This window comes from Xanthobacter albus (genome assembly GCF_043194895.2).
Taxonomy (GTDB): domain Bacteria; phylum Pseudomonadota; class Alphaproteobacteria; order Rhizobiales; family Xanthobacteraceae; genus Xanthobacter.
Window position 1 is genome coordinate 3,609,497 of the sequence record NZ_CM195532.1, and the last position, 18,705, is coordinate 3,628,201.

The 18,705-nt window shown below is 71.4% G+C and carries 16 protein-coding genes; 7 read left to right on the forward strand and 9 right to left on the reverse strand.

Translation table 11 applies throughout. The features are described from left to right. The first annotated feature begins 96 nt into the window (after positions 1-96). Positions 97-663 (forward strand): biotin transporter BioY, encoded by a 567-nt coding sequence (locus V5F75_RS16185; protein WP_394033810.1) that lies wholly within the window; start codon positions 97-99, stop codon positions 661-663. A 17-nt stretch (positions 664-680) separates the two neighbouring features. Here the strand turns inward: V5F75_RS16185 and V5F75_RS16190 are convergent, their stop codons facing one another. Next, positions 681-1,142: a hypothetical protein gene (locus V5F75_RS16190; protein WP_394033811.1), complete on the reverse strand. Its 462-nt coding sequence runs from the start codon at positions 1,140-1,142 to the stop codon at positions 681-683. A gap of 303 nt (positions 1,143-1,445) precedes the next feature. On the opposite strand from V5F75_RS16190, the gene V5F75_RS16195 reads away from it, so the two are divergent. Then, positions 1,446-2,654: a methyl-accepting chemotaxis protein gene (locus V5F75_RS16195; RefSeq protein ID WP_394033812.1), complete on the forward strand. Its 1,209-nt coding sequence runs from the start codon at positions 1,446-1,448 to the stop codon at positions 2,652-2,654. Between the two features lie 126 nt (positions 2,655-2,780). Here the strand turns inward: V5F75_RS16195 and metG are convergent, their stop codons facing one another. From metG to V5F75_RS16220, 5 genes are all read right to left on the reverse strand, one after another. After that, a complete protein-coding gene (gene metG, locus V5F75_RS16200; RefSeq protein WP_394033813.1) occupies positions 2,781-4,340 on the reverse strand; it encodes a methionine--tRNA ligase in 1,560 nt (519 codons plus the stop codon). 71 nt (positions 4,341-4,411) lie between these two features. Beyond that, positions 4,412-5,446, reverse strand: a complete 1,035-nt coding sequence (locus V5F75_RS16205; RefSeq protein ID WP_394033814.1) for a DNA polymerase III subunit delta' — start codon at positions 5,444-5,446, stop codon at positions 4,412-4,414. Continuing rightward, positions 5,443-6,114, reverse strand: a complete 672-nt coding sequence (tmk, locus tag V5F75_RS16210; RefSeq protein ID WP_394033815.1) for a dTMP kinase — start codon at positions 6,112-6,114, stop codon at positions 5,443-5,445. Before tmk ends, V5F75_RS16205 begins: the two co-directional genes overlap by 4 nt. A gap of 128 nt (positions 6,115-6,242) precedes the next feature. Then, complete coding sequence (locus V5F75_RS16215; RefSeq protein ID WP_394033816.1) at positions 6,243-7,448, reverse strand: D-alanyl-D-alanine carboxypeptidase family protein; 1,206 nt, start codon at positions 7,446-7,448, stop codon at positions 6,243-6,245. A gap of 391 nt (positions 7,449-7,839) precedes the next feature. Next, positions 7,840-8,508 (reverse strand): hypothetical protein, encoded by a 669-nt coding sequence (locus V5F75_RS16220; RefSeq protein ID WP_394033817.1) that lies wholly within the window; start codon positions 8,506-8,508, stop codon positions 7,840-7,842. A 438-nt stretch (positions 8,509-8,946) separates the two neighbouring features. Here V5F75_RS16220 and V5F75_RS16225 point away from each other — a divergent pair, with 438 nt between their 5' ends. Continuing rightward, entirely contained in the window at positions 8,947-9,894 is a 948-nt protein-coding gene (locus tag V5F75_RS16225; RefSeq protein ID WP_394033818.1) for an alpha/beta hydrolase, read from the forward strand. A 40-nt stretch (positions 9,895-9,934) separates the two neighbouring features. Here the strand turns inward: V5F75_RS16225 and V5F75_RS16230 are convergent, their stop codons facing one another. Beyond that, on the reverse strand, positions 9,935-10,360 hold the full coding sequence (locus V5F75_RS16230) for an OsmC family protein (RefSeq protein ID WP_394033819.1): 426 nt from the start codon (positions 10,358-10,360) through the stop codon (positions 9,935-9,937). Between the two features lie 242 nt (positions 10,361-10,602). Between V5F75_RS16230 and V5F75_RS16235 the strand changes: the two genes are divergently transcribed. From V5F75_RS16235 to V5F75_RS16245, 3 genes are all read left to right on the forward strand, one after another. Then, complete coding sequence (locus tag V5F75_RS16235; RefSeq protein ID WP_394033820.1) at positions 10,603-12,192, forward strand: ATP-binding protein; 1,590 nt, start codon at positions 10,603-10,605, stop codon at positions 12,190-12,192. A 223-nt stretch (positions 12,193-12,415) separates the two neighbouring features. Then, the gene (gene dusA / locus V5F75_RS16240) at positions 12,416-13,369 is read left to right on the forward strand and encodes a tRNA dihydrouridine(20/20a) synthase DusA (RefSeq protein WP_509212178.1); all 954 of its coding nucleotides are present in this window, start codon (positions 12,416-12,418) and stop codon (positions 13,367-13,369) included. Between the two features lie 353 nt (positions 13,370-13,722). Continuing rightward, positions 13,723-14,559, forward strand: a complete 837-nt coding sequence (locus V5F75_RS16245; RefSeq protein WP_394033822.1) for a sulfite exporter TauE/SafE family protein — start codon at positions 13,723-13,725, stop codon at positions 14,557-14,559. A 117-nt stretch (positions 14,560-14,676) separates the two neighbouring features. On the opposite strand, the gene V5F75_RS16250 is transcribed toward V5F75_RS16245, so the two are convergent. Beyond that, entirely contained in the window at positions 14,677-15,327 is a 651-nt protein-coding gene (locus V5F75_RS16250; protein WP_394033823.1) for a hypothetical protein, read from the reverse strand. A gap of 356 nt (positions 15,328-15,683) precedes the next feature. On the opposite strand from V5F75_RS16250, the gene V5F75_RS16255 reads away from it, so the two are divergent. Continuing rightward, positions 15,684-16,580 (forward strand): ATP-binding protein, encoded by an 897-nt coding sequence (locus V5F75_RS16255; RefSeq protein ID WP_394033824.1) that lies wholly within the window; start codon positions 15,684-15,686, stop codon positions 16,578-16,580. A gap of 96 nt (positions 16,581-16,676) precedes the next feature. On the opposite strand, the gene V5F75_RS16260 is transcribed toward V5F75_RS16255, so the two are convergent. Then, complete coding sequence (locus V5F75_RS16260) at positions 16,677-18,335, reverse strand: SPOR domain-containing protein (RefSeq protein WP_394033825.1); 1,659 nt, start codon at positions 18,333-18,335, stop codon at positions 16,677-16,679. Positions 18,336-18,705 lie beyond the last annotated feature (370 nt).

Here is an 18,705-nt window from a genome sequence, read left to right on the forward strand (position 1 = left end):
CCTTAAGCCCATCGCCGCGCGCCGTCGAGCAGCCGCGACAGGTGCCGGGCCTCATGCCACGATGCCGGCCGCGATTCGCCTGCCAGGAGCCCCGCCGTGCCGCCCTTCCGCCCCGCCTTCCTGCGCCTCGCGGAAGCCTCCCCGCCCTGGGCGCTGGCGCTGGCGGTCATTTCGGTGGCACTGCTGGCCTGGAGCGCGCAGCTCACCCTGCCCGTCCAGCCGGTACCCATCACCCTGCAGAGCTATGTGGTGCTGTCGCTTGCGGCGCTGCTGGGCTGGCAGCTCTCGGCCCTGGTCGCGGTGGCCTATGTGGGGCTCGGGGTCGCCGGCGTGCCGGTATTCGCCAATGGCGCCAGCGGATGGCAGGTGCTCTCCGGGGCGTCCGGCGGCTTCATCGTGGGCTTCGTGGTGGTGGCGGTGGGCGTGGGCGCCGCCCAGCAATACTGGGCCCGGCTGCGGCCGCTGCCGCTGTTCGCGGCCATCGCTCTCGGCCATCTGGCACTGATGGCGATGGGAGCCGGCTGGATCGCCATCAGGAGCGGAATCGTGCCGGCGCTCCAGAACGCGTTCCTGCCCTTCATCCTGGGCGCGGTGCTGAAGTCCATCGCGGCGCTCGCCACGGTGATCGTGGCGGAGCGCCTCGCGGGAACGCCCCGGCGCTGAGGCCGGGGCTCATCCGCTCAGACCGATTCGGAAATTTCCTTCTTGAGCGCGTCGGCATCCGGGCCCGGCATGGCGATGGCCCGCACCACCTCGCCAGGGCTGCCCGGGTTGGTGACGATGGAGGCTTCCAGCGAGACCGTCACCGCCCCGCCCGAGGTGTTGAAGATGTAATCGAGGCGGAAGGCGGCGTTGGAGGAGGCGCCGTTGGTGCGCTTCAGGGCCTCGTCCGGCGGCAGGCGCTTCTCGGCCACGAGCTGCGAGGGCTGGTCCACGGTGATGGCGTAGCCGCGCGCGCGCCGCGCGGTGGCGAGCCGCCCGCGCACCAGGGTCGCATCCGCGCCCTGCAGCCGCACCTCGATGCGCGGCACCTCGGGGGCGGCCGGAGGCGGCGCCTCGGCCGGCATCATGGGGGGGATGGGGTCATAGGTCGCCTGCGGCTGGCCGCCGCGGTCGCCAGAACAGGCCGTCAACAGCAGCACTGCCGCGAGTCCACATAACCCTTTCAGCCTCGTCATCGGCACTGCTCCCGGAGCCTCCCCTGAGTGCCCTGGCACCGTCTGGCCGGGCCGGGGCACCGTAGAGCATTTTCGCCTCTGATTGAATTGCGAAAATGCCTCGCATGCGCCGACGATGCCGCCAGCGTCCCGCCGTTTCGGCGCACACGGCAATGGACAGGGCGCCGCCTGCCGAAGCAAGCTGGCGGCAGGAATGAGCAACAGTCGAGAATTGACGGAAAACTTCATTCCTGGGAAGAAATGCATTGCCCGCAGGAGAGGCCGCACATGGAAGCCTACAGGGATGAGCCGATCACGATGACCGCCGCGGCGGCCGGGCTGCTGGCGGAAGCCGGCATCCGGCGCCCCTCGCCCCTTGCCACCGGCATCGCCGACGCCGCGCGGCTGCTGGGGGACCTGAGCTGCCTGCTGGCCTGGGGCAGCGGCAATGCCCAGCGCCTTTCGGGTGAGAGCGTCGCCATCTCCAGCGCGGTGGAGGAGCTGGCGCGCACCACCGACAACATCGCCCAGGCCGCCGCCGTGACCCAGGACCAGTCCACCGACGCGGCCCGCATCGTCTCGCAGACGGTCTCCCAGGCGGCCCAGGCGGCCGGCGCCATCGGCGAGATCGCCTCCGCCTTCACCGATATCCAGTCCCGCACCGAGCAGCTCACCGGCGCCATCCGCGCCATCGGCGAGATGGCGCGCGACATCGACACCATCTCCAAGCAGACCAAGCTGCTCTCGCTCAACGCTACCATCGAGGCCGCCCGCGCCGGCGCGGCGGGGCTCGGCTTCGGCGTGGTGGCATCCGAGGTGAAGGCGCTCTCGGAGCAGACCGCCCGCACCACCGCGGGCATCGCCGCCAAGCTCGCGGAGCTGAACCAGGTGCTCGCCGCCGTGTCGCAGGCGGTCGTGGCGGGCGGCGGACGGGTGGAAAGCGGCACCCGCGCCTTCAACGAGGTTTCCCGCAACATGGATCTCGTCTCCGAGCGCGTGGGCTCCGCCACCGAGCGCATCGAGAGCATCAGTCAGGCCTTGGGCGAGCAGAAGACGGCGACCAACTCCATCGCCGCCTCCCTGTCCGAGGTGGCGCGGCTCGCCGCCCAGAACAAGGCGGACGGCGATTCGTCCGGCGCGCTGCTGGCCAAGGCGCAGGACGCCGCCATGACCGTGCTGGGCGAGCTCGACGCCGACGGCAGCCACGCCAACACCCCGCGCACCTTCGCCGCAGAGCTTTCCGCATGGCGCGGCGCGCTCGCCCAGTGCTTGGTCGGCGCACGCGCCGACCGCGCCTACGACAACCCGCCCCTCGGCGCCGAGCGCGACCTGCCGCCGGGCCTGCGCGATGCCGTCGCGCCCGCCCTCGCCGCCATCCGCACCTCCGCCCGCGAGCTGGGGCGCAAGCTGCAGGCGAGCGATATCGAAGGCGCCATCGCCGCCTATGGCGCCACCGACGAGCGGCTGACGGAGGTCATCGACCGGCTGACGCGCTGAAAGCGCGCGGCGTCAGGCCAGCGAAGGCCCGGCCCCGCGGCCGGGCGCGGCACCGGCCCACGACCGGCGCCGGACGGGCTTCGCCAGAAGTCCGTGCCGTGCGTTCGGCAGAAGGGCCCTTTTGCCTCAGGACTGCGCGGCCTCGGGCTCCACATAACGGGGGAAGACGCCCACGGGGGTCGGCAGGCTGCGGCCCGCCGGAAGGCGGCTCTCCGGGCCCAGCCGGTCGAAGCCACGCTCCTCCGCCGGCACGGCCACGAGGTCGAGCAGCCTGGCGGCGCTCTCCGGCATCACCGGCTGCACCAGGAGCCCCACCTCGCGGATCACCTCCGCCGTCACCCACAGAACGGTGGCCATGCGGGCGGGATCGGTCTTGCGCAGGGCCCAGGGGGCCTGGGCGGCGAAATAGCGGTTGGCGTCCGCCACCACCGCCCACACGGCATTGAGATATTGGTGGACCGCCTGCACGCCCATGGCCTCGCGGGCTTTTTCCAGAATGCCGTCCGCCGCCGCGAGGATCACCTCGTCATCGGGCAGCAGCGGCCCCGGCTCCGGCACCACGCCGTCGAGATTCTTGGCGATCATGGACAGGGAGCGCTGGGCGAGGTTGCCGAGGTCGTTGGCGAGATCCGCGTTCATGCGCGCCACGATCGCCTCATGGCTATAGGAGCCGTCCTGGCCGAACGACACCTCGCGCAGGAAGAAATAGCGGATGGCATCCACGCCGTAGGTGCTCGCGAGGTCGAACGGGTCGATGACGTTGCCCACCGACTTCGACATCTTCTCCCCGCGGTTGAAGAGAAAACCGTGGCCGAACACGCGCCGCGGCGCCTCCAGCCCCGCCGACCACAGGAACGCCGGCCAGTAGACCGCATGGAAGCGGATAATATCTTTGCCGATGACGTGCAGGTTCGCCGGCCAGTAGCGCTTGAAAAGCTCATCCTCCGTGTCGGGATAGCCGAGCGCGGTGATGTAGTTGGTGAGCGCGTCCACCCACACGTACATGATGTGCTTGGGATCGCCCGGAACCGGGATGCCCCAGTCGAACGTGGTGCGCGAGATGGAGAGATCCTGCAGGCCGCCGGAAACGAAGCTCACCACCTCGTTGCGGCGCGCCTCCGGCATGATGAAGCCGGGGTTTTCCGCGTAATAGGCGAGCAGGCGGTCCTGGTAGGCCGAGAGGCGGAAGAAATAGCTTTCCTCCTCCACCCATTCCACCGGCGTGCCCTGGGGGCCGAGGCGCACGCCATCAGCGTTCAGCAGGGTCTCAGCCTCGGCGTAATAGGCCTCGTCACGGACCGAGTACCAGCCGGAATAGGTGGATTTGTAGATGTCGCCGTTGGCTTCCATCTTCGCCCAGATGGCCTGGGCCGACGCATGGTGCCGCTCCTGGGTGGTGCGGATGAAATCGTCGTTGGAGAGACCGAAGGTTTCCACCATGGCCTGGAAGCGCGGCACATTGCGCTCCACCAGCTCGCGCGGGGTCAGGCCGGCTTTCTGCGCGGTCTGGAGCATCTTGATGCCGTGCTCGTCGGTGCCGGTGAGGAAGCGCACGTCATAGCCGTCGAGCCGCATAAAGCGCGCGATGCAGTCGCTCGCGATCGCCTCATAGGCGTGGCCCATGTGCGGCACGCCATTGGGATAGGCGATGGCGGTGGTGATGTAGAACGGCGGCTTCGTCGGCATGGGCGGCTCTTTGACGGCTCGGAGGCGGCTCGAACGGAGATGCCGGCCACGATCCGGCCGAGGCGCCAGTCTCAGCGCACGGCTTCGGAGAGGTCGGCAAAGATGCGGAACACCAGCGCCTTGCGATCGAGATTGAACACATCCGCCTCGATCACGCTGCGCCTTACCTTCTCCCACACCTCGCCCAGCCGGACAAGGCGATGCGGCGCCTCGCCCCCACCGGTGGCACGGGCGGCGATGTAGTCACTGACCGCCTCGGAAAACAGGGCAAGCCCGTCGCCCCTGTCGCCCTGAAGGCGCGCGCCGAGGGCGTGCAGCTCCTCGGCCTTGGGTGCGGGAAGCTGGTCGAGGGCGCGCAGGGTGGCCGCGCGCACCTCCATGCCCTCGCCCCGCGCCAGCACCACGGCGCGCCGCACGCTGCCCTGGCTCGCCTCCGCCGCCGAGGGCAGCAGCGCGGGGTCCATCTCCACCCCCTGGCCGCGCAGATGATCCAGCGCCGCCAGCACCTCCTCGGTCGCCAGCGGGCGCAGCCGCACCAGCCGCGTGCGCGAGCGGATGGTGGGCAGAACCCGCCCCGGCGCGTGGGAAATGAGGAGGAACAGCGCGCGCGGCGGCGGCTCCTCCAGCGTCTTCAGCAGCGCGTTGGCGCCGAAGGCGTTCAGCTCGTCCACCGTGTCCACGATGCAGACGCGCCAGCCCCCGCCCGCCGCCGTGGCGCCGAAGAAGGCGCGCACCCGGCGCACCATCTCCGCCGGAATCACGGTGGGGATCTTCTCCTCCCCAGCCTCGGGCACGCGGCGCAGCACCAGCAGGTCGGGGTGGGTGAAGGACGCCACCTGCCGGAACACCGGATGATTGGGCGGCACATCGAGCGCCAGCGGCCCCCCCGCCGCCTCCGGCCCGGCGAGCACCGCGCGGGCGAGCCGATAGGCCAGCGTCGCCTTGCCCACGCCCTCCGGCCCGCCCAGCAGCAGCGCATGGGGCAGGCGCCCGGCGCGCCAGTCGGCGGCGAGGTCCGCCGCCACCACGGCATGGCCGAACAGGCGATCCTGGCTGCGCGGGTGCGGCGCCTCGGGCAGAACGTCTCCCGCCGGCCCCTCGCTCATCGCCGCGCCTCCGGCACCGGCGCCGCGGCGAGGCGCGCGTCCACCAGTGCGGCGACGCGCGCGGCCACCGCCTCCGCCGCCGGGGTGGCATCCACCACTGCGCAGCGCGCCGGATCGGCGGCGGCGAGGGCGAGGAACGCGTCGCGCACCGCCGTGTGGTAGGCGAGGCCCTCCTTCTCGAACCGGTCGGCCACCGCGCCCTTGCCGCGCGCGGAGGCCCGCGCCAGCCCGACGTCCGGCGGCACGTCGAGCACCAGGGTCAGGTCGGGCCGGGCGCGGACGCACACGCGCTCCAGCGCGCGCAGCAGGTCCTCCTCCACCCGGCCGACGGCACCCTGGTAGACGCGGGTCGAATCAATGAAGCGATCGCACACCACCACCGCCCCCTCGGCCAGCGCGGGCGCGATGAGGGTATCCACATGGTCGGCCCGCGCCGCCGCGAACAGCAGCGCCTCCACCCGCGGGCCCAGGGGCTCCGCGGCGCCGGAGAGCAGGACATGGCGCACCGCCTCCGCCCCGGCGGAGCCACCCGGCTCGCGTGTTTCCACCACCCGGCGACCGCGCGCGCGCAGATGTTCCGCGAGGAGGCGCGCCTGGGTCGACTTGCCGGTGCCCTCCCCGCCTTCCAGGGTGATGAACCAGCCGCGCGGGCGGGGAGAATGGAGCATGGGGCGGTCCCTTAGAGCGTTTTCGAGCGACGTGGGAACCGGTTCGCGGAAAGAAAACGCGTCAACGCGAGAATCCGGAGCGGTTCCCCGATTCCCTGGAACAGGGAAAGGCTCCAGGCTTCGGGCCGTCACTTATGCAGCTTCGCGACCGCCTTCGCCACGAGATCCCGCGCGGAATCCCCGAGGAAGGTCACGCCGCCGTCGAGCGCCCGGTCCCAGAGCGTGCCCACCTGCACGTCCGCGGCGGTATAGAGCGGCACGTCCAGCACCTTGATGTCGCCGCGCGTCACCTCCAGCTGCCCCACCTGCGCGCCTTGCGCGACCGGCGCCCGCAGCGGCCCGACATAAGTGACGCGGGCAGTGATCTTCTCGCCCCCGCGACGGGAGGTGAGCAGGCGCACCGGCCCCTTCGCCACCAGCCCCACGGAGCCGCCCGCCCCGCCGAACACCTGGGCCCGGCCCACCTCCAACCCATCGGCGAAGATCTCGCGCTGCTGGAACGACTGGAACCCCCATTCCAGCAGCTTGCGCGCCTCGTCCATCCGCTCCTTCTCGGTCTTGGCGCCAAGCACCACCACCACCAGGCGCTGCCCATTTTGAACGGCCGAGCCGAGCAGGTTGTAGCCCACATCCTTCAGCCAACCCACCTGCAGGCCGTCCGCCCCCACACCGGCGTTCAGCAGCGGGTTGCGGTTGCGCTGCTTGATCTTGCTCCAGTCGATGCCCGGCAGAGCAAACACCGCATACTGCTGGGGATAGGTGCGGATCAGGTGCTGCGCCAGGGTCGCGAGATCGCGCGCGGTGCTGAGCTGGGCGGGGTCGGCGAAGCCCGTGGCGTTGCGGAAATCGCTGTTCGTCATGCCGATGGCCTTGGCCGTCTCGTTCATGAGCACGGCGAACTGGCCTTCCGTGCCGGAGATGCCCTCGGCCAGGGCGATGGCGGCGTCGTTGCCCGAAACGACCACCGCGCCCGCCACCAGATCCTCCACCCGCACCGGCTTGTTCACCTCCGCGAACATGGCCGCCCCGCCCGAAGGGCCGCCACCCCGGCGCCAGGCGTTGACGCTGACGACGAAGGGCGTGTCAGGCGTGATCTTGCCCGCCTTGATCTGGCCGAACACCACCGCCACCGTCATCACCTTGACGAGGCTCGCGGGCTGGAACTGCCGGTCGGCATCCTTCTCATAGAGGATGGTCCCGGTCTCGAAATCCACCAGTATGGCGGCGGGCACATGGGTCTGGAACGCGCTCTGGGCCGATGCCGGCCGTGGCGCGACGGCGCCCACCAGCGCGCAGGCCGCCAGCAGGAGGACGGAAAGGAGACGTATGCTCACGTGACGGGACCCGTTGGCTGTGCCGCCGATGCGACGTGCTCCGCTATTTTCCTGCACCGGGCGCCGCTTCGCAAACGACATTCTGCCGACACCCGCGCCCGACGCCGGGCCAGAGCGCTGCATCTCGCGAGGCCGGCCGGTCCAGGCTGGCGGAAACCCGCGCGCGAAGGCCCATCCGAAAAGGAACGAGCGCCAGCCAGACAGATGTATCCGTTCTGGGGACAACGCCGATTGACGCGCGGCGACCGCCATTCAGCCGCACCGCCGGAAAACGCGAAAAGGCCCCGTGGCGACGGGGCCCGCGGCCGGCTCAAAAGTTAAGGCAATGCCCCTACCCGAAAGTCACACCCAACGGGCGATCACGCCCCTTGGCCAACCGCCCAGCCGAAGGCTAAAGGCCCGCCGAGGACGCCCCGACGGACTTTGCCCCCTCCGCGCTGGCGGCACGCCGCTGAGGGGCGCGCTGCAGGCCACGGGCATACTCCTCGCTCTCCTTGCTCCAGCGCTCGATTCGCCCGGAGCTCGGACGCATCTTGATGCGGCCGGTGAGGATATCGACTTCCTGCGGCGCGTGCTCACGCCCGTCACGCACCTGGGTGAGGCCAAGCGAACCCTGGCGGATACGCACCTCATCCAGCGGCCGACCGGAGGCGATGCCCTGGGCACGGAACAGCTGATACTCCCGATCGCTCATCACGCGGATCTGGGAGACGTTGTCCAGGCTGTCGGGGTCCATGACGATCCACACCGAGCCACGCTGAGAGGCGACCACGCCGCGGGCGCGCTGCTCCAGTGCACGCAGGTAATCCTGGCAGGAGTTGCTGTCATAGATGCGCTTGCGCCGCTCGGCATCCCTCCAGGCGCGCAGGCCGTAGAGGCCGCTCGCCATCTGAGTCACCAGCACGCTGACGGGCATCATGTAGACGGCGAAGCCACCCTCGATCAGCGCCCACAGGCCCGCGATAGCCAGCGTGCTCGCCGCCGAGGCCGAGAAATGCCGCCAGATGCCATCGAGAAAATGGCTGAACGGGCCGAGCTCCTTCTTCTGGATCTCGTCCATGAGGTGCGCATACGGCAATATCCGGTTTTGCATCACCTGCTCCCGCCAGCCCGACCAATCCGGGTTGGATCATTTTTTTAGGCGGTCGCCCGGCGATTGCAAGACATTTGTGATTGGACGAGCCGCGTCCCTCTGTCCAGCCGCGACGCACGCGGCTCCCCGGTTACCGAAACTTAACGTTAACAACCCTTTGCCGGCAACGCGGCTGACGCGCAGGCGCCACGGGCACGCCGCAGCCGACGGTTTCCCATGGCACGCACGCCAGAATCGCCCGATTGCGGCCGGGCCTCCCGGAGCCGGCTGCCGGCGAAGCATGACCGTCGTTCCGTTTCATGATGGAGTCGGGCAAACCGGCGTATGACTCTCGGATCCAGACACGCGGCCTCGCGTGAGCGCCGCCCTTCCGCACGGTCGGTCGCGGATAGAGGAGATACGCGGTTGATCCACCGCCGGGCCCTGATGATGGCTGCAGCGGCCCTGGCTTCGGGCCGCGCGGGGGCGTCCCCGCCAGAAGGCACCCGTGCGGCGCCCGATGCCGCCGGCACTATTCTGCTCTGGCCCGGCACGCCGCCGGGCGGGGGCGGACCGGCCGGGGCGCCGAAGGTGGGCCGGAGCGGCGCGCTGAGCAACATCGCGGTGCCGATGCTGGAGGTTCACCGGCCGGCGCGGCCCGTCGGCTGCGCCGTGCTGGTGGCTGCCGGCGGCGGCTACCGCCAGATCCAGATGGACAAGGAGGCGCGCCCGGCTGCCCGCTGGCTGGCTGCGCGGGGCATCACGGCCTTCATCCTCGTCTACAGGCTGCCCGGGGAGGGATGGCGCGATGGCCCCCTCGCCCCGCTTCAGGACGCCCAGCGGGCCCTGCGCCTCATCCGTGCCGAGGCAGCCGGAAGCGGGCGCGATCCGCCCCGCATCGGCGTGCTGGGCTTCTCGGCGGGCGGACACCTGCTGGGCCTTGCCGCCACGCGCTTCGGCTTCCAATCCTACGCGCCGGTGGACGCGCAGGATGGCGAGCCGGTGCGTCCCGCGGCCGCCGCGCTCATCTATCCCGTCATCACCCTTGAGCCGCCCTATGACCACACGTCGACCCGGCGGATGCTGATCGGCGACCATCCCTCCCGCCAACAAAGCGCGGAATGGTCGGTGCAGACCCATGTGGCGCGGGGCGACCCGCCCTTCTTCCTGGTCCAGGCGAAGGACGATCCCATCTCCAGTCCGCAGAACACGGTCATCATGGCCGAGGCCTGCGCCCGCGCCGGCGTGCCGGCCGAGCTGCGCCAGCTGCCGGGCGGCGGCCACGGCTTCGGCATGGGTCGGCCGGGCACCGCCACCGCGCAGTGGCCCGCCTGGTATGAAGCCTGGCTGCGCGCACAGGGCATGCTCGCCTGAATGCCCGCCGCCGCGGCGGCGGGCGCGCCGCCTCCCCCGTTCAGGCCGCCAGCGCGGCGTCGAGGCTGATCCGGGCGTTGAGCACCTTGGAAACCGGGCAGGAGGCCTTGGCCTTGTCCGCCAGCTCGCGGAAGCGTGCCTCGTCGAGATTCGCGATCTTCGCGCGCAGGGTGAGGTGGACGGCGGAAATGGAGAAGCCCTCGGCCCCCTTGGTGAGGGTGACGTCCGCCTCGGTCTCGATGCGCTCGGGCGTGAAGCCCGCCTCGCCGAGGATGAGCGCGAACGCCATGGAGAAGCAGCCCGCGTGCGCGGCGCCGATCAGCTCCTCGGGATTGGTGCCGGGGCGGTCCTCGAACCGGCTGCTGACGCTGTAGGGCGCGGCGGCGAGCGCGCCGCTGATGGTGGAGATGGTGCCGGAGCCCTGGGCGAAGCCTCCCGTCCAGACGGCGGAACCTGATCTTTTCATGGTGCGTCTCCGTTGAGATGGACCGGCGGGCGCCCGGCCTCGTGGCCCGCGCGAATGGTGTTCCGGCCCTCCGCGGCGGACAATCATATGTGCGTATGCGGATTCTCACCTTCGGGTGAGGCATGGCCGCCCGGCGCCGGGCGCGCTATCCACCGGCGGCGTGGCGTGGTTGAACTCGCGCCGCGAATTGATATGAGTGCGGCCATGATTTCCTGCCCTGTCCACACTGGGTGGGCGCCGCGATGACGACGCCCACGAAGGTGTCCATCGACCTCGGCACCCGCTCCGGCGGGGGCACGGCCGTGATGGACCTCGAGGAACTGCTGGCCACGCGCCTGCTGGTGCAGGGCAATTCCGGCTCCGGAAAATCGCACCTGCTGCGCCGGCTCCTGGAACAGAGCGCGCCCTGGGTGCAGCAGGCCGTCATCGACCCCGAGGGCGACTTCGTCACCCTGGCGGACCGCTACGGCCATGTGGTGGTGGATGCCCAGCGGGGCGAGGCGGACCTGCAGCGCATCGCCGCCCGCGTGCGGCAGCATCGCGTTTCCGTGGTGCTGAACCTCGAAGGGCTGGACAGCGAGCAGCAGATGCGCGCCGCCGCCGCCTTCCTGGGCGGCCTGTTCGATGCCGAGCGCGACATGTGGTACCCGCTGCTGGTGGTGGTGGACGAGGCGCAGCTGTTCGCGCCCGCCGCCGCCGGCGAGGTTTCCGACGAGGCGCGCAAGGTCTCCCTCGGCGCCATGACCAACCTCATGTGCCGCGGCCGAAAGCGCGGCCTTGCCGGCGTCATCGCCACCCAGCGCCTCGCCAAGCTGGCGAAGAACGTGGCGGCGGAAGCCTCCAACTTCCTCATGGGCCGCACCTTCCTCGACATCGACATGGCCCGCGCCGCCGACCTTCTGGGCATGGAGCGACGGCAGGCCGAGATGTTCCGCGATCTGGAGAGCGGCAATTTCGTGGCCCTGGGCCCGGCGCTGGCGCGGCGCCCGCTGCCGGTGCGCATCGGCGCGGTGGAGACGCAGGCGCGCTCCACCAGCCCCCGGCTGCTGCCCCTGCCCGAGCCCGCCGCCGCCGAGGACGCCCACGACCTCATCTTCACCCCGGGCGCCGACGAGATCCGCACCTTGATCCCCCGCCGGGCGCCGGCCGTGGCCGCCACGGCGGATGTGCTGGCCCAGCTCGCCCGCGGCATGCCCGCCGGGCAGCCGTCCGCTTCGGAGCCGCCGGGCCACGGCGCGCCCGCTCACTCCGGAGCCCAGCAGGTGGCGCCCGCCCATGTGGCGCCGGCCCTGACGCCCGAGCAGCGCGAGGCGGCCATCGACTCGGCGCTCCGCGAGATCCTGGCCGAAAGCGATTCCGGCTTCCGCTCCATCGCCGTGCTCTACCAGGACTTCCTGGTGCGCTGCCGCATCCGCCGCCTGGGGAGCGATGCGCTCTCCCTCTCCGCCTTCCGCCGGCGGCTGGCGGTGGCCCATGCGGGCATCGACCTCGCCGAGGCGGAAGCGGAGGATTCCCCCTGGGCCGAGGTCCTGGGCATGGCCGCTGCCCTGCCGGAAGACATGCAGGGCGTGTTCCTCTCCCTCGCCCGCGCGGCATTCGACCACCGCCCCTGCCCTTCCGACGCCGAGGTGGCCCGCGCCTACGGCAGCCGCTCGCCGGGCCGGGCGCGGCGCCTCATCGCCTACATGGAAGAGCGCCAGGTGATCGTCTGCCGGCAGGATGGGCGCGGACGGCGCATCGTCGCCATCCCCGGCCTCGCCTGGGAGACGGAGCCCGGAGACCCCAACGCCGCCGCGTCCGCCGCCGTCGAGGAGCCCTCGCCGGCGGATTGAGGCGCGGGGAAAGCGCCCGGCGCAGCTGGTTGAGCCGCATCCCCGCCGGCTGATAGGATGACGGGGATAATCACCATTCCTCGACACGGCGCGGTCGCGCGGTGCCGGCCTCCTGGACGGCGGACTTTCAAGGGCAACGGCGCGACGAGACGCGCCGGCCCCGAAGCGGAGCATCCCGATTTTGCCTTTGGATCCCAAGAGCCTGCGCTTCTCCGTTGCGCCCATGCTGGACTGGACGGACAGGCATTGTCGCGCCTTCCACCGCAGCTTCTCGCGCCACGCGCGGCTCTATACGGAGATGGTGACGGCGCCCGCCATCATTCACGGTGACCGCGAGCGGCTGCTCGGCTTCAATGCCCCGGAGCACCCTGTGGCGGTGCAGCTCGGCGGCAGCGACCCCGCCCAGCTCGCGCAGGCGGCGCGCATCTGCGCCGATTTCGGCTATGACGAGATCAACCTCAACGTGGGCTGCCCCTCGGACCGCGTGCAGGGCGGCAATTTCGGCGCCTGCCTCATGCGCGCGCCGACCCTGGTGGGCGAATGCGTCGCCGCCATGAAGGCGGCCGTCGCCATTCCCATCACCGTCAAGTGTCGCATCGGCGTGGACGAGCAGGACCCCGAGGAAGCCCTGGACCAGCTCGCCGATGCGGTGATCGCGGCGGGCACGGACGCCCTCGTCGTCCATGCCCGCAAGGCGTGGCTGAAGGGCCTCTCCCCGCGCGAGAACCGCGACATCCCGCCCCTGGACTACGACCGCGTGCGCCGGCTCAAGCAGCGCCTGCCCCATGTGCCCATGGTCCTCAACGGCGGCATCGGCGGCATCGAGGCCGGCCTTGCCGCAGCCACCGGGCTCGACGGCATCATGCTCGGGCGCGCCGCCTACCACGAGCCGGAGCTGCTGCACGAGGTGGATCCGCGCCTCTACGGCACCCCTGCCCCGGCGGCCGACACCTATGCCGCCCTCGACACGTTCGAGCCCTACGTGGCGGCGCACCTCGAAGCCGGCGGCCGCCTGTCCGACATCACCCGCCACATGCTGGGGCTGTTCGGCGGCCGGCGGGGCTCGCGCCTCTTTCGCCGGCATCTCGCGACCGAATCCGTGAAGCCGGGCGCGGGCCTCGACGTGCTGCGCGACGCCGTGGACCATGTCCGGCGCCGGGACCTCGCCGCGGCTTGAATCCCGAAACCCCCTGCGCCTGCCCCACGGGTCTCTGGCCGGGACCACGCGGCGCTTGGGAGAACGCGGTTTGGCGCTGGCCAAGGAGCTGAACCGATGGCGTGAGCCCGCGCCGCCGGGGCCCTGGACAGGCTCGCCGAACTGGCGCACACAAGCCCTCTTCCACCTGCCGCGCCCGTGGAATCCCCATATCCCGAAGCGCGGTCCTTCCCCCCGGCCGGGACCTTCCTTCCCCGCCCCGGCGAAGCCCCCTAGGGCGCCGGGACGACGAAGCGCTCCGGCCATCCGGTGTCCCGATGGTTCCGCGCGATCCGGCCCGCGCCCTGCCCGCCGACGCGCCAAGGAGGTTTCGCGTGCTCTCGTCCATCCCCTGGGGCGAACTCGCCACCCTGTGCCTCGCCCTGCTTGCGGGCGGCGTCCTCACCGGCATCATCGCCGGCCTGTTCGGCGTGGGCGGCGGCGGCGTCATGGTGCCCGTGCTCTACGAGGTGTTCGGGGTGATGGGGGTGGAGGAGAGCATCCGCATGCAGCTCTGCGTGGGCACCTCCCTCGCCATCATCATTCCCACCGCCATCACCTCCTATCGCGCGCACCAGAAGAAGGGCGCGGTGCTGCCGGGCGTGGTGAAGCGCTGGCGGCTGCCGGCTATCATCGGCATCCTCACGGGCAGCGCCATCGCCGCCTGGGTGCCGGGCTGGGTGCTGCAGGCGGTATTCGTGCTGGTGGTGGGCATGCTGGGGCTGAAAAGCCTCCTGGGGCGCAACGATATCCGCGTCGCCGACACGCTGCCGGATGCGCGCGCCATGGGCGCCTACGGCTTCGGAATCGGCCTCGCCTCGTCCCTGGTGGGCATCTCGGGCGGCGGCATCGCCACCAACATCCTGCTGCTCTATGGCGTGCCGATCCACGCGGCGGTGGGCACCTCGGCCGGCATCGGCATCTTCATCCCCCTGCCCGGCGTCATCGGCTATGCGGTGGCGGGCTGGCCGCACCTTTCGGCGCTGCCGCCGCTGTCGCTCGGCTATGTCTCGGTGCTGGGCTTCGTGCTGATGGCGCCGCTGGCGGCGGTGTTCGCCCCGGTGGGCGCGCGGCTGGCGCACCGGCTGAGCCGCCGGCACCTGGAGATCGGCTTCGGCGCCTTCCTGCTGCTGGTGGCCGGGCGGTTCCTCGTGGCCATCCTCTGGCGCTAGGTCGGTTCCGGCGGGGCGCGCCGCAATCCCAGGTCCTCAATCGCCGCCGGGTGGGAGTTGCAAGCGTTTCCGGCGAACCGGCATCTGCCGGAAGCCATGCGCCCGCCGGCCGGGCTCTCACCAGCGGTGGGAGAAGCCGGCGGTGATGCTCTTGTTGATGTCGCTGCCCGTGTCCGCCACCGTGGTGGTGACATTGAGGCCACCGAACACCTTCTGCTGGGCGCTGAGGCTCGGCAGCAGCCGCTGGGCCTCGTCGGTCATCCGCGCGCCGAGGGAGAGGGTCGTGTCGGTGGCAACGCCGGTGACGCTCAGCTTCTTGTCCATCTGCCAGCCGTTGGCGGTGCCGGTGCGGCCCACCTGGTAGCTGTCGGAAAGCTCGGCCTTCAGGCCGTCGTTGACCGTCCAGCTGCGCGAGAGGGTGGTGCCGAGCTTGCTTTCCTCCTCGGTGGGGCTCACCGCCACGTTCACCGAGCCCTTCTGCCACAACAGCCAGTCCGGCAAGGCATCCAGGGTCACCTTGGCGAAGGCCTTCCCGCTCACCGTGTCGGTGCCGGCCGCCTGCGCCGGGGCCACGCTGGTGCGGGCCGCGGACATGTCGAGCCCCACCTGGGTGGAGAGGTCCGACAGGCTGTTCGCGTAGGTCATGGACGTGGTGCCGTCCGCGTTCAGCGTGGTCTTGGCGGTCACGGCGTCCTGCGCATGGGCTCCGCCCGCCAGCAGAACCGCGGAAGTGAGGACAGCGGCGCGCGCATGTCGTTTGGGTCGCATCGGCCTCTCCGGCAATTGCTCTCAGAAAGGGCGTCACCGATGGTGACGGATCACCACGGCATCGCCCTTCGCGTTAAACCGATCCCCCGCCTCCGGCGCTCGCGCAGGCTTTTGCCTTCGCGTGCCCCGAGGGGTTCGGCTCGCCCCGATCACCCCAGTGCTCTCAGCCTGATGCGGAAAAGTTAAGGCAGGATTGCCGCATTGCACATTCCATCCCCACGCTGATGCGGCAGGGCCACAGATGACGTGGCGCAGGCCGTTCCCATGCGATGTGAACATGGCTTGGTGGCCAGCCCCGCGCCCGCTGCCTTGCCCGCCCGGCGGGTGCGCTCTATCCGGTCATTGGGGAGGAAAACATGCCTGAACAGACGGATACGACCGCCACTTCCGCCACGCTCGCGCTCCTCGAGCGCATCGCCGCCGCCCTCGACCGCCTTGCGCCGCCGCCGGTGCCGGCGCCCGGCTTCGACACCGCCGACGCCTTCGTGTGGCAGACCGAGCCGCCGCGCTTCGAGCCGGTGCCGCGGGTGAACCGCGTCGAGATGGACCTGCTGCAGGGCATCGACCGGATGCGCGACCAGCTCGTGGACAACACGCGCCGCTTCGCCACCGGCCTGCCGGCCAACAACGCGCTGCTCTGGGGCGCGCGCGGCATGGGCAAGAGCTCCCTGGTGAAGGCCGCTCACGCCGCCGTGGAGCGCAGCCTGCCGCCGGAGCAGCCCGGCCGGCTCAAGCTGGTGGAGATCCACCGCGAGGACATCGAGACCCTGCCCGCGCTCATGGGGCTGGTGCGCGGCTCGCCGCACCGCTTCATCGTCTTCTGCGACGATCTCTCGTTCGATGCCGACGACACCTCCTATAAGTCACTGAAGGCGGTGCTGGAAGGCGGCATCGAGGGGCGGCCGGACAACGTCATCTTCTACGCCACCTCCAACCGCCGCCACCTGCTGCCGCGCGACATGATGGAGAACGAGCGCTCCACCGCCATCAACCCCGGCGAGGCGGTGGAAGAGAAGGTCTCGCTCTCCGACCGGTTCGGCCTGTGGCTGGGCTTCCACAAGTGCAGCCAGGAGGAATACCTCGCCATGGTCGCGGCCTATGTGGCGCACCACGCCCTGCCGGTGGCCGAGGCGCAATGGCGGCCCGAGGCGCTGGAATGGGCCACCACGCGCGGCGCCCGCTCGGGCCGCACCGCCTATCAGTACATCCAGGATCTCGCCGGCCGCATCGGCGCGCCCCTGAAGCCCGCCTGAGCGGCGGGCAGCCCGAGAAAAGCAGAAGGCCCCGGATGCGTGCATCCGGGGCCTTCTCGCATTCAAGCCCGCCGCTTTCCGGGAACCGGACGACCTTCAGTTCTTCGTCACCATGCAGTCGCCGCCCTGGGCGCGCAGCGCCTGGCACAGCTCGTTGGCCTGATCCTTGGAAGCGAAGGGGCCCACCTGGGCACGGTAGTAGATGCCCCGGTCGCCCAGGTCCGCCTTCTTCACCGATGCCGCATAGTTGCCAAGGAGGTTCGGATAGCGCGTCTGCAGCGCCTTCCAGGACCCGAGGGCATCCGCCTCCGAGCGCTGGGAGGCCACCTGCACCACGAAGTCACCCGTGCGGCTCACCGGCGGGGCGTCGATCTTGGCGGAGGTGCTGGGCGCGTGAAGCATGGGCGGCGGCGCGCCTGGCATCTGGGTCGCGGTGTAGGCGGCGAGCGCCTGCGAGCCCGCCGCCGGCGCGGCAGCGGGAGCCGCGGGCGCGCCCTCGGGCGAGATGGTGCCGTCGGAGCGCACGGTGAGGGTGCGCACGCGCTTCGGCTCCGTGGCGAGGGAATTGATGACCGGATCGGTGGCCGCCGGCTGGGTGCCGCGGACGGCGGCCGTGTTCACGTCCACCGGCTGCTCCTCGCGGGGCAGCATCTTTTCGCTGCCAGGCGCGGCGCCACCAACACGGTCGTAGATCAGCTTCTGCTGGGCGTCCTGGGGGGCGCTGTTCGGCGGAGGCACGATCTTGCTCGGCGCGGTATCGGCGCGGATCACGGGTGCCCCGCCGCTGGTGCCGGCGGGGCCGCCATGCACCGCCATGCGGTAGGCGAACACCCCCGCCGTTCCGGCGATGATGATGCCGAGCACGGAGGCCACCATCAGCAGGGCGGTACGGCCCTTCCGGCGCCGCGCCTCGCCATCGAAGACCTCCTCGCCGTGGGGCGGCATGTAGCCGTCCTCGCCGTATTGGGGGTCGTAGGCCTCGTCATATTCCTCGTAGTCGTCCTCGCCTTCGGCGCGGCGGGGCGCGGAATAGGCGTAGGCCGCGCTGGCCTCCTGCTGAGGAGGCTGGGCGTAGGCCTGTTGCGGCTGCACCGGAGCGGCGGCACGCCGCGCTTCCGCCGAAGGCGCGGGACGCGGTGTCATCGCCTCATAGTCGTCGCCGTCTTCGGGCAGCACGCGCGGATCGGGCGCCCTGCGGCCGTTGGGAGGCACCTGGGATGCCGCCTGGGCCGCCACCTGAGCCTGATGGGCGAGGGAACCGTAGCCGAGGCGCACGGAAGTGGCGCTGCGGTCCACCGGCTCGCCGTCGCCGCGCGGCGGCAGAAGGGCGGCACGCTGCGGCGGCGCGGCCAGCGACGCCTGCCGCTGCGGCAGATCGGGCGCGGCCGCCGGGCGCGGCGGCGGGCGGCGGGTCGAATCGGCGAAGTCCGCCTCGCCGAAGCCGACATCCGGCCGCCGGGCCTGGGGGGCCGGAGCGGCGGCGCGAGCGTTCGACGGATCCTGGCGGACAGCCTGGGAATCGGGAGCCGGCGCGCGAACCTGGGTCGGGTCCTGCCCCAAGCGGGCGATGGCCTGCCGCGGCGCCGCGGGCCGCACCGGCACGCGCTGGGCAGGCACCTCGCCCTCCGGCAGGGCCTGCCCCGCCTCGGGCTGGCGCCGGGCAAGCCGCGGGTCCTGGCCCCGCGCGACATCGGCGCGGAGGGCCTGGGTGCGGGGGTCCTGGGTGCGGGGGTCCTGAAGACGCGGATCCTGCAAACGAGGGTCCTGCTGGCGGGCATCCTGAACACGGGCATCCGCGCGCGGGGCCGTTCGCGGGTCGGCGCGCGAGACGGGAACGGCCGGAGCACGGGCGGCGGTTGCCTCCGGCTGAAGATCCGCGAAATCGACAAAGGGGTCCTGCTCGCCGATCAGGCGGGCGAGCTCGGCAAGGGGGTCGACGCCACCGTCCGCCTGAGGGCGCGCAGCGGGACGGGCCGCGGCCGGCGCCGAACGAGTGGGAGCGGGACGCGCTGCGGGCGCGCCCTGCGGGGGGAGATCACGGGGAGGCTGGGGCGCGCGCGGCGGAGCCGCCTGACGAAGGCCGGCGGCGGGCTCGCGGGCAGGAGCCTGCGGCTGCCCCTGGCGC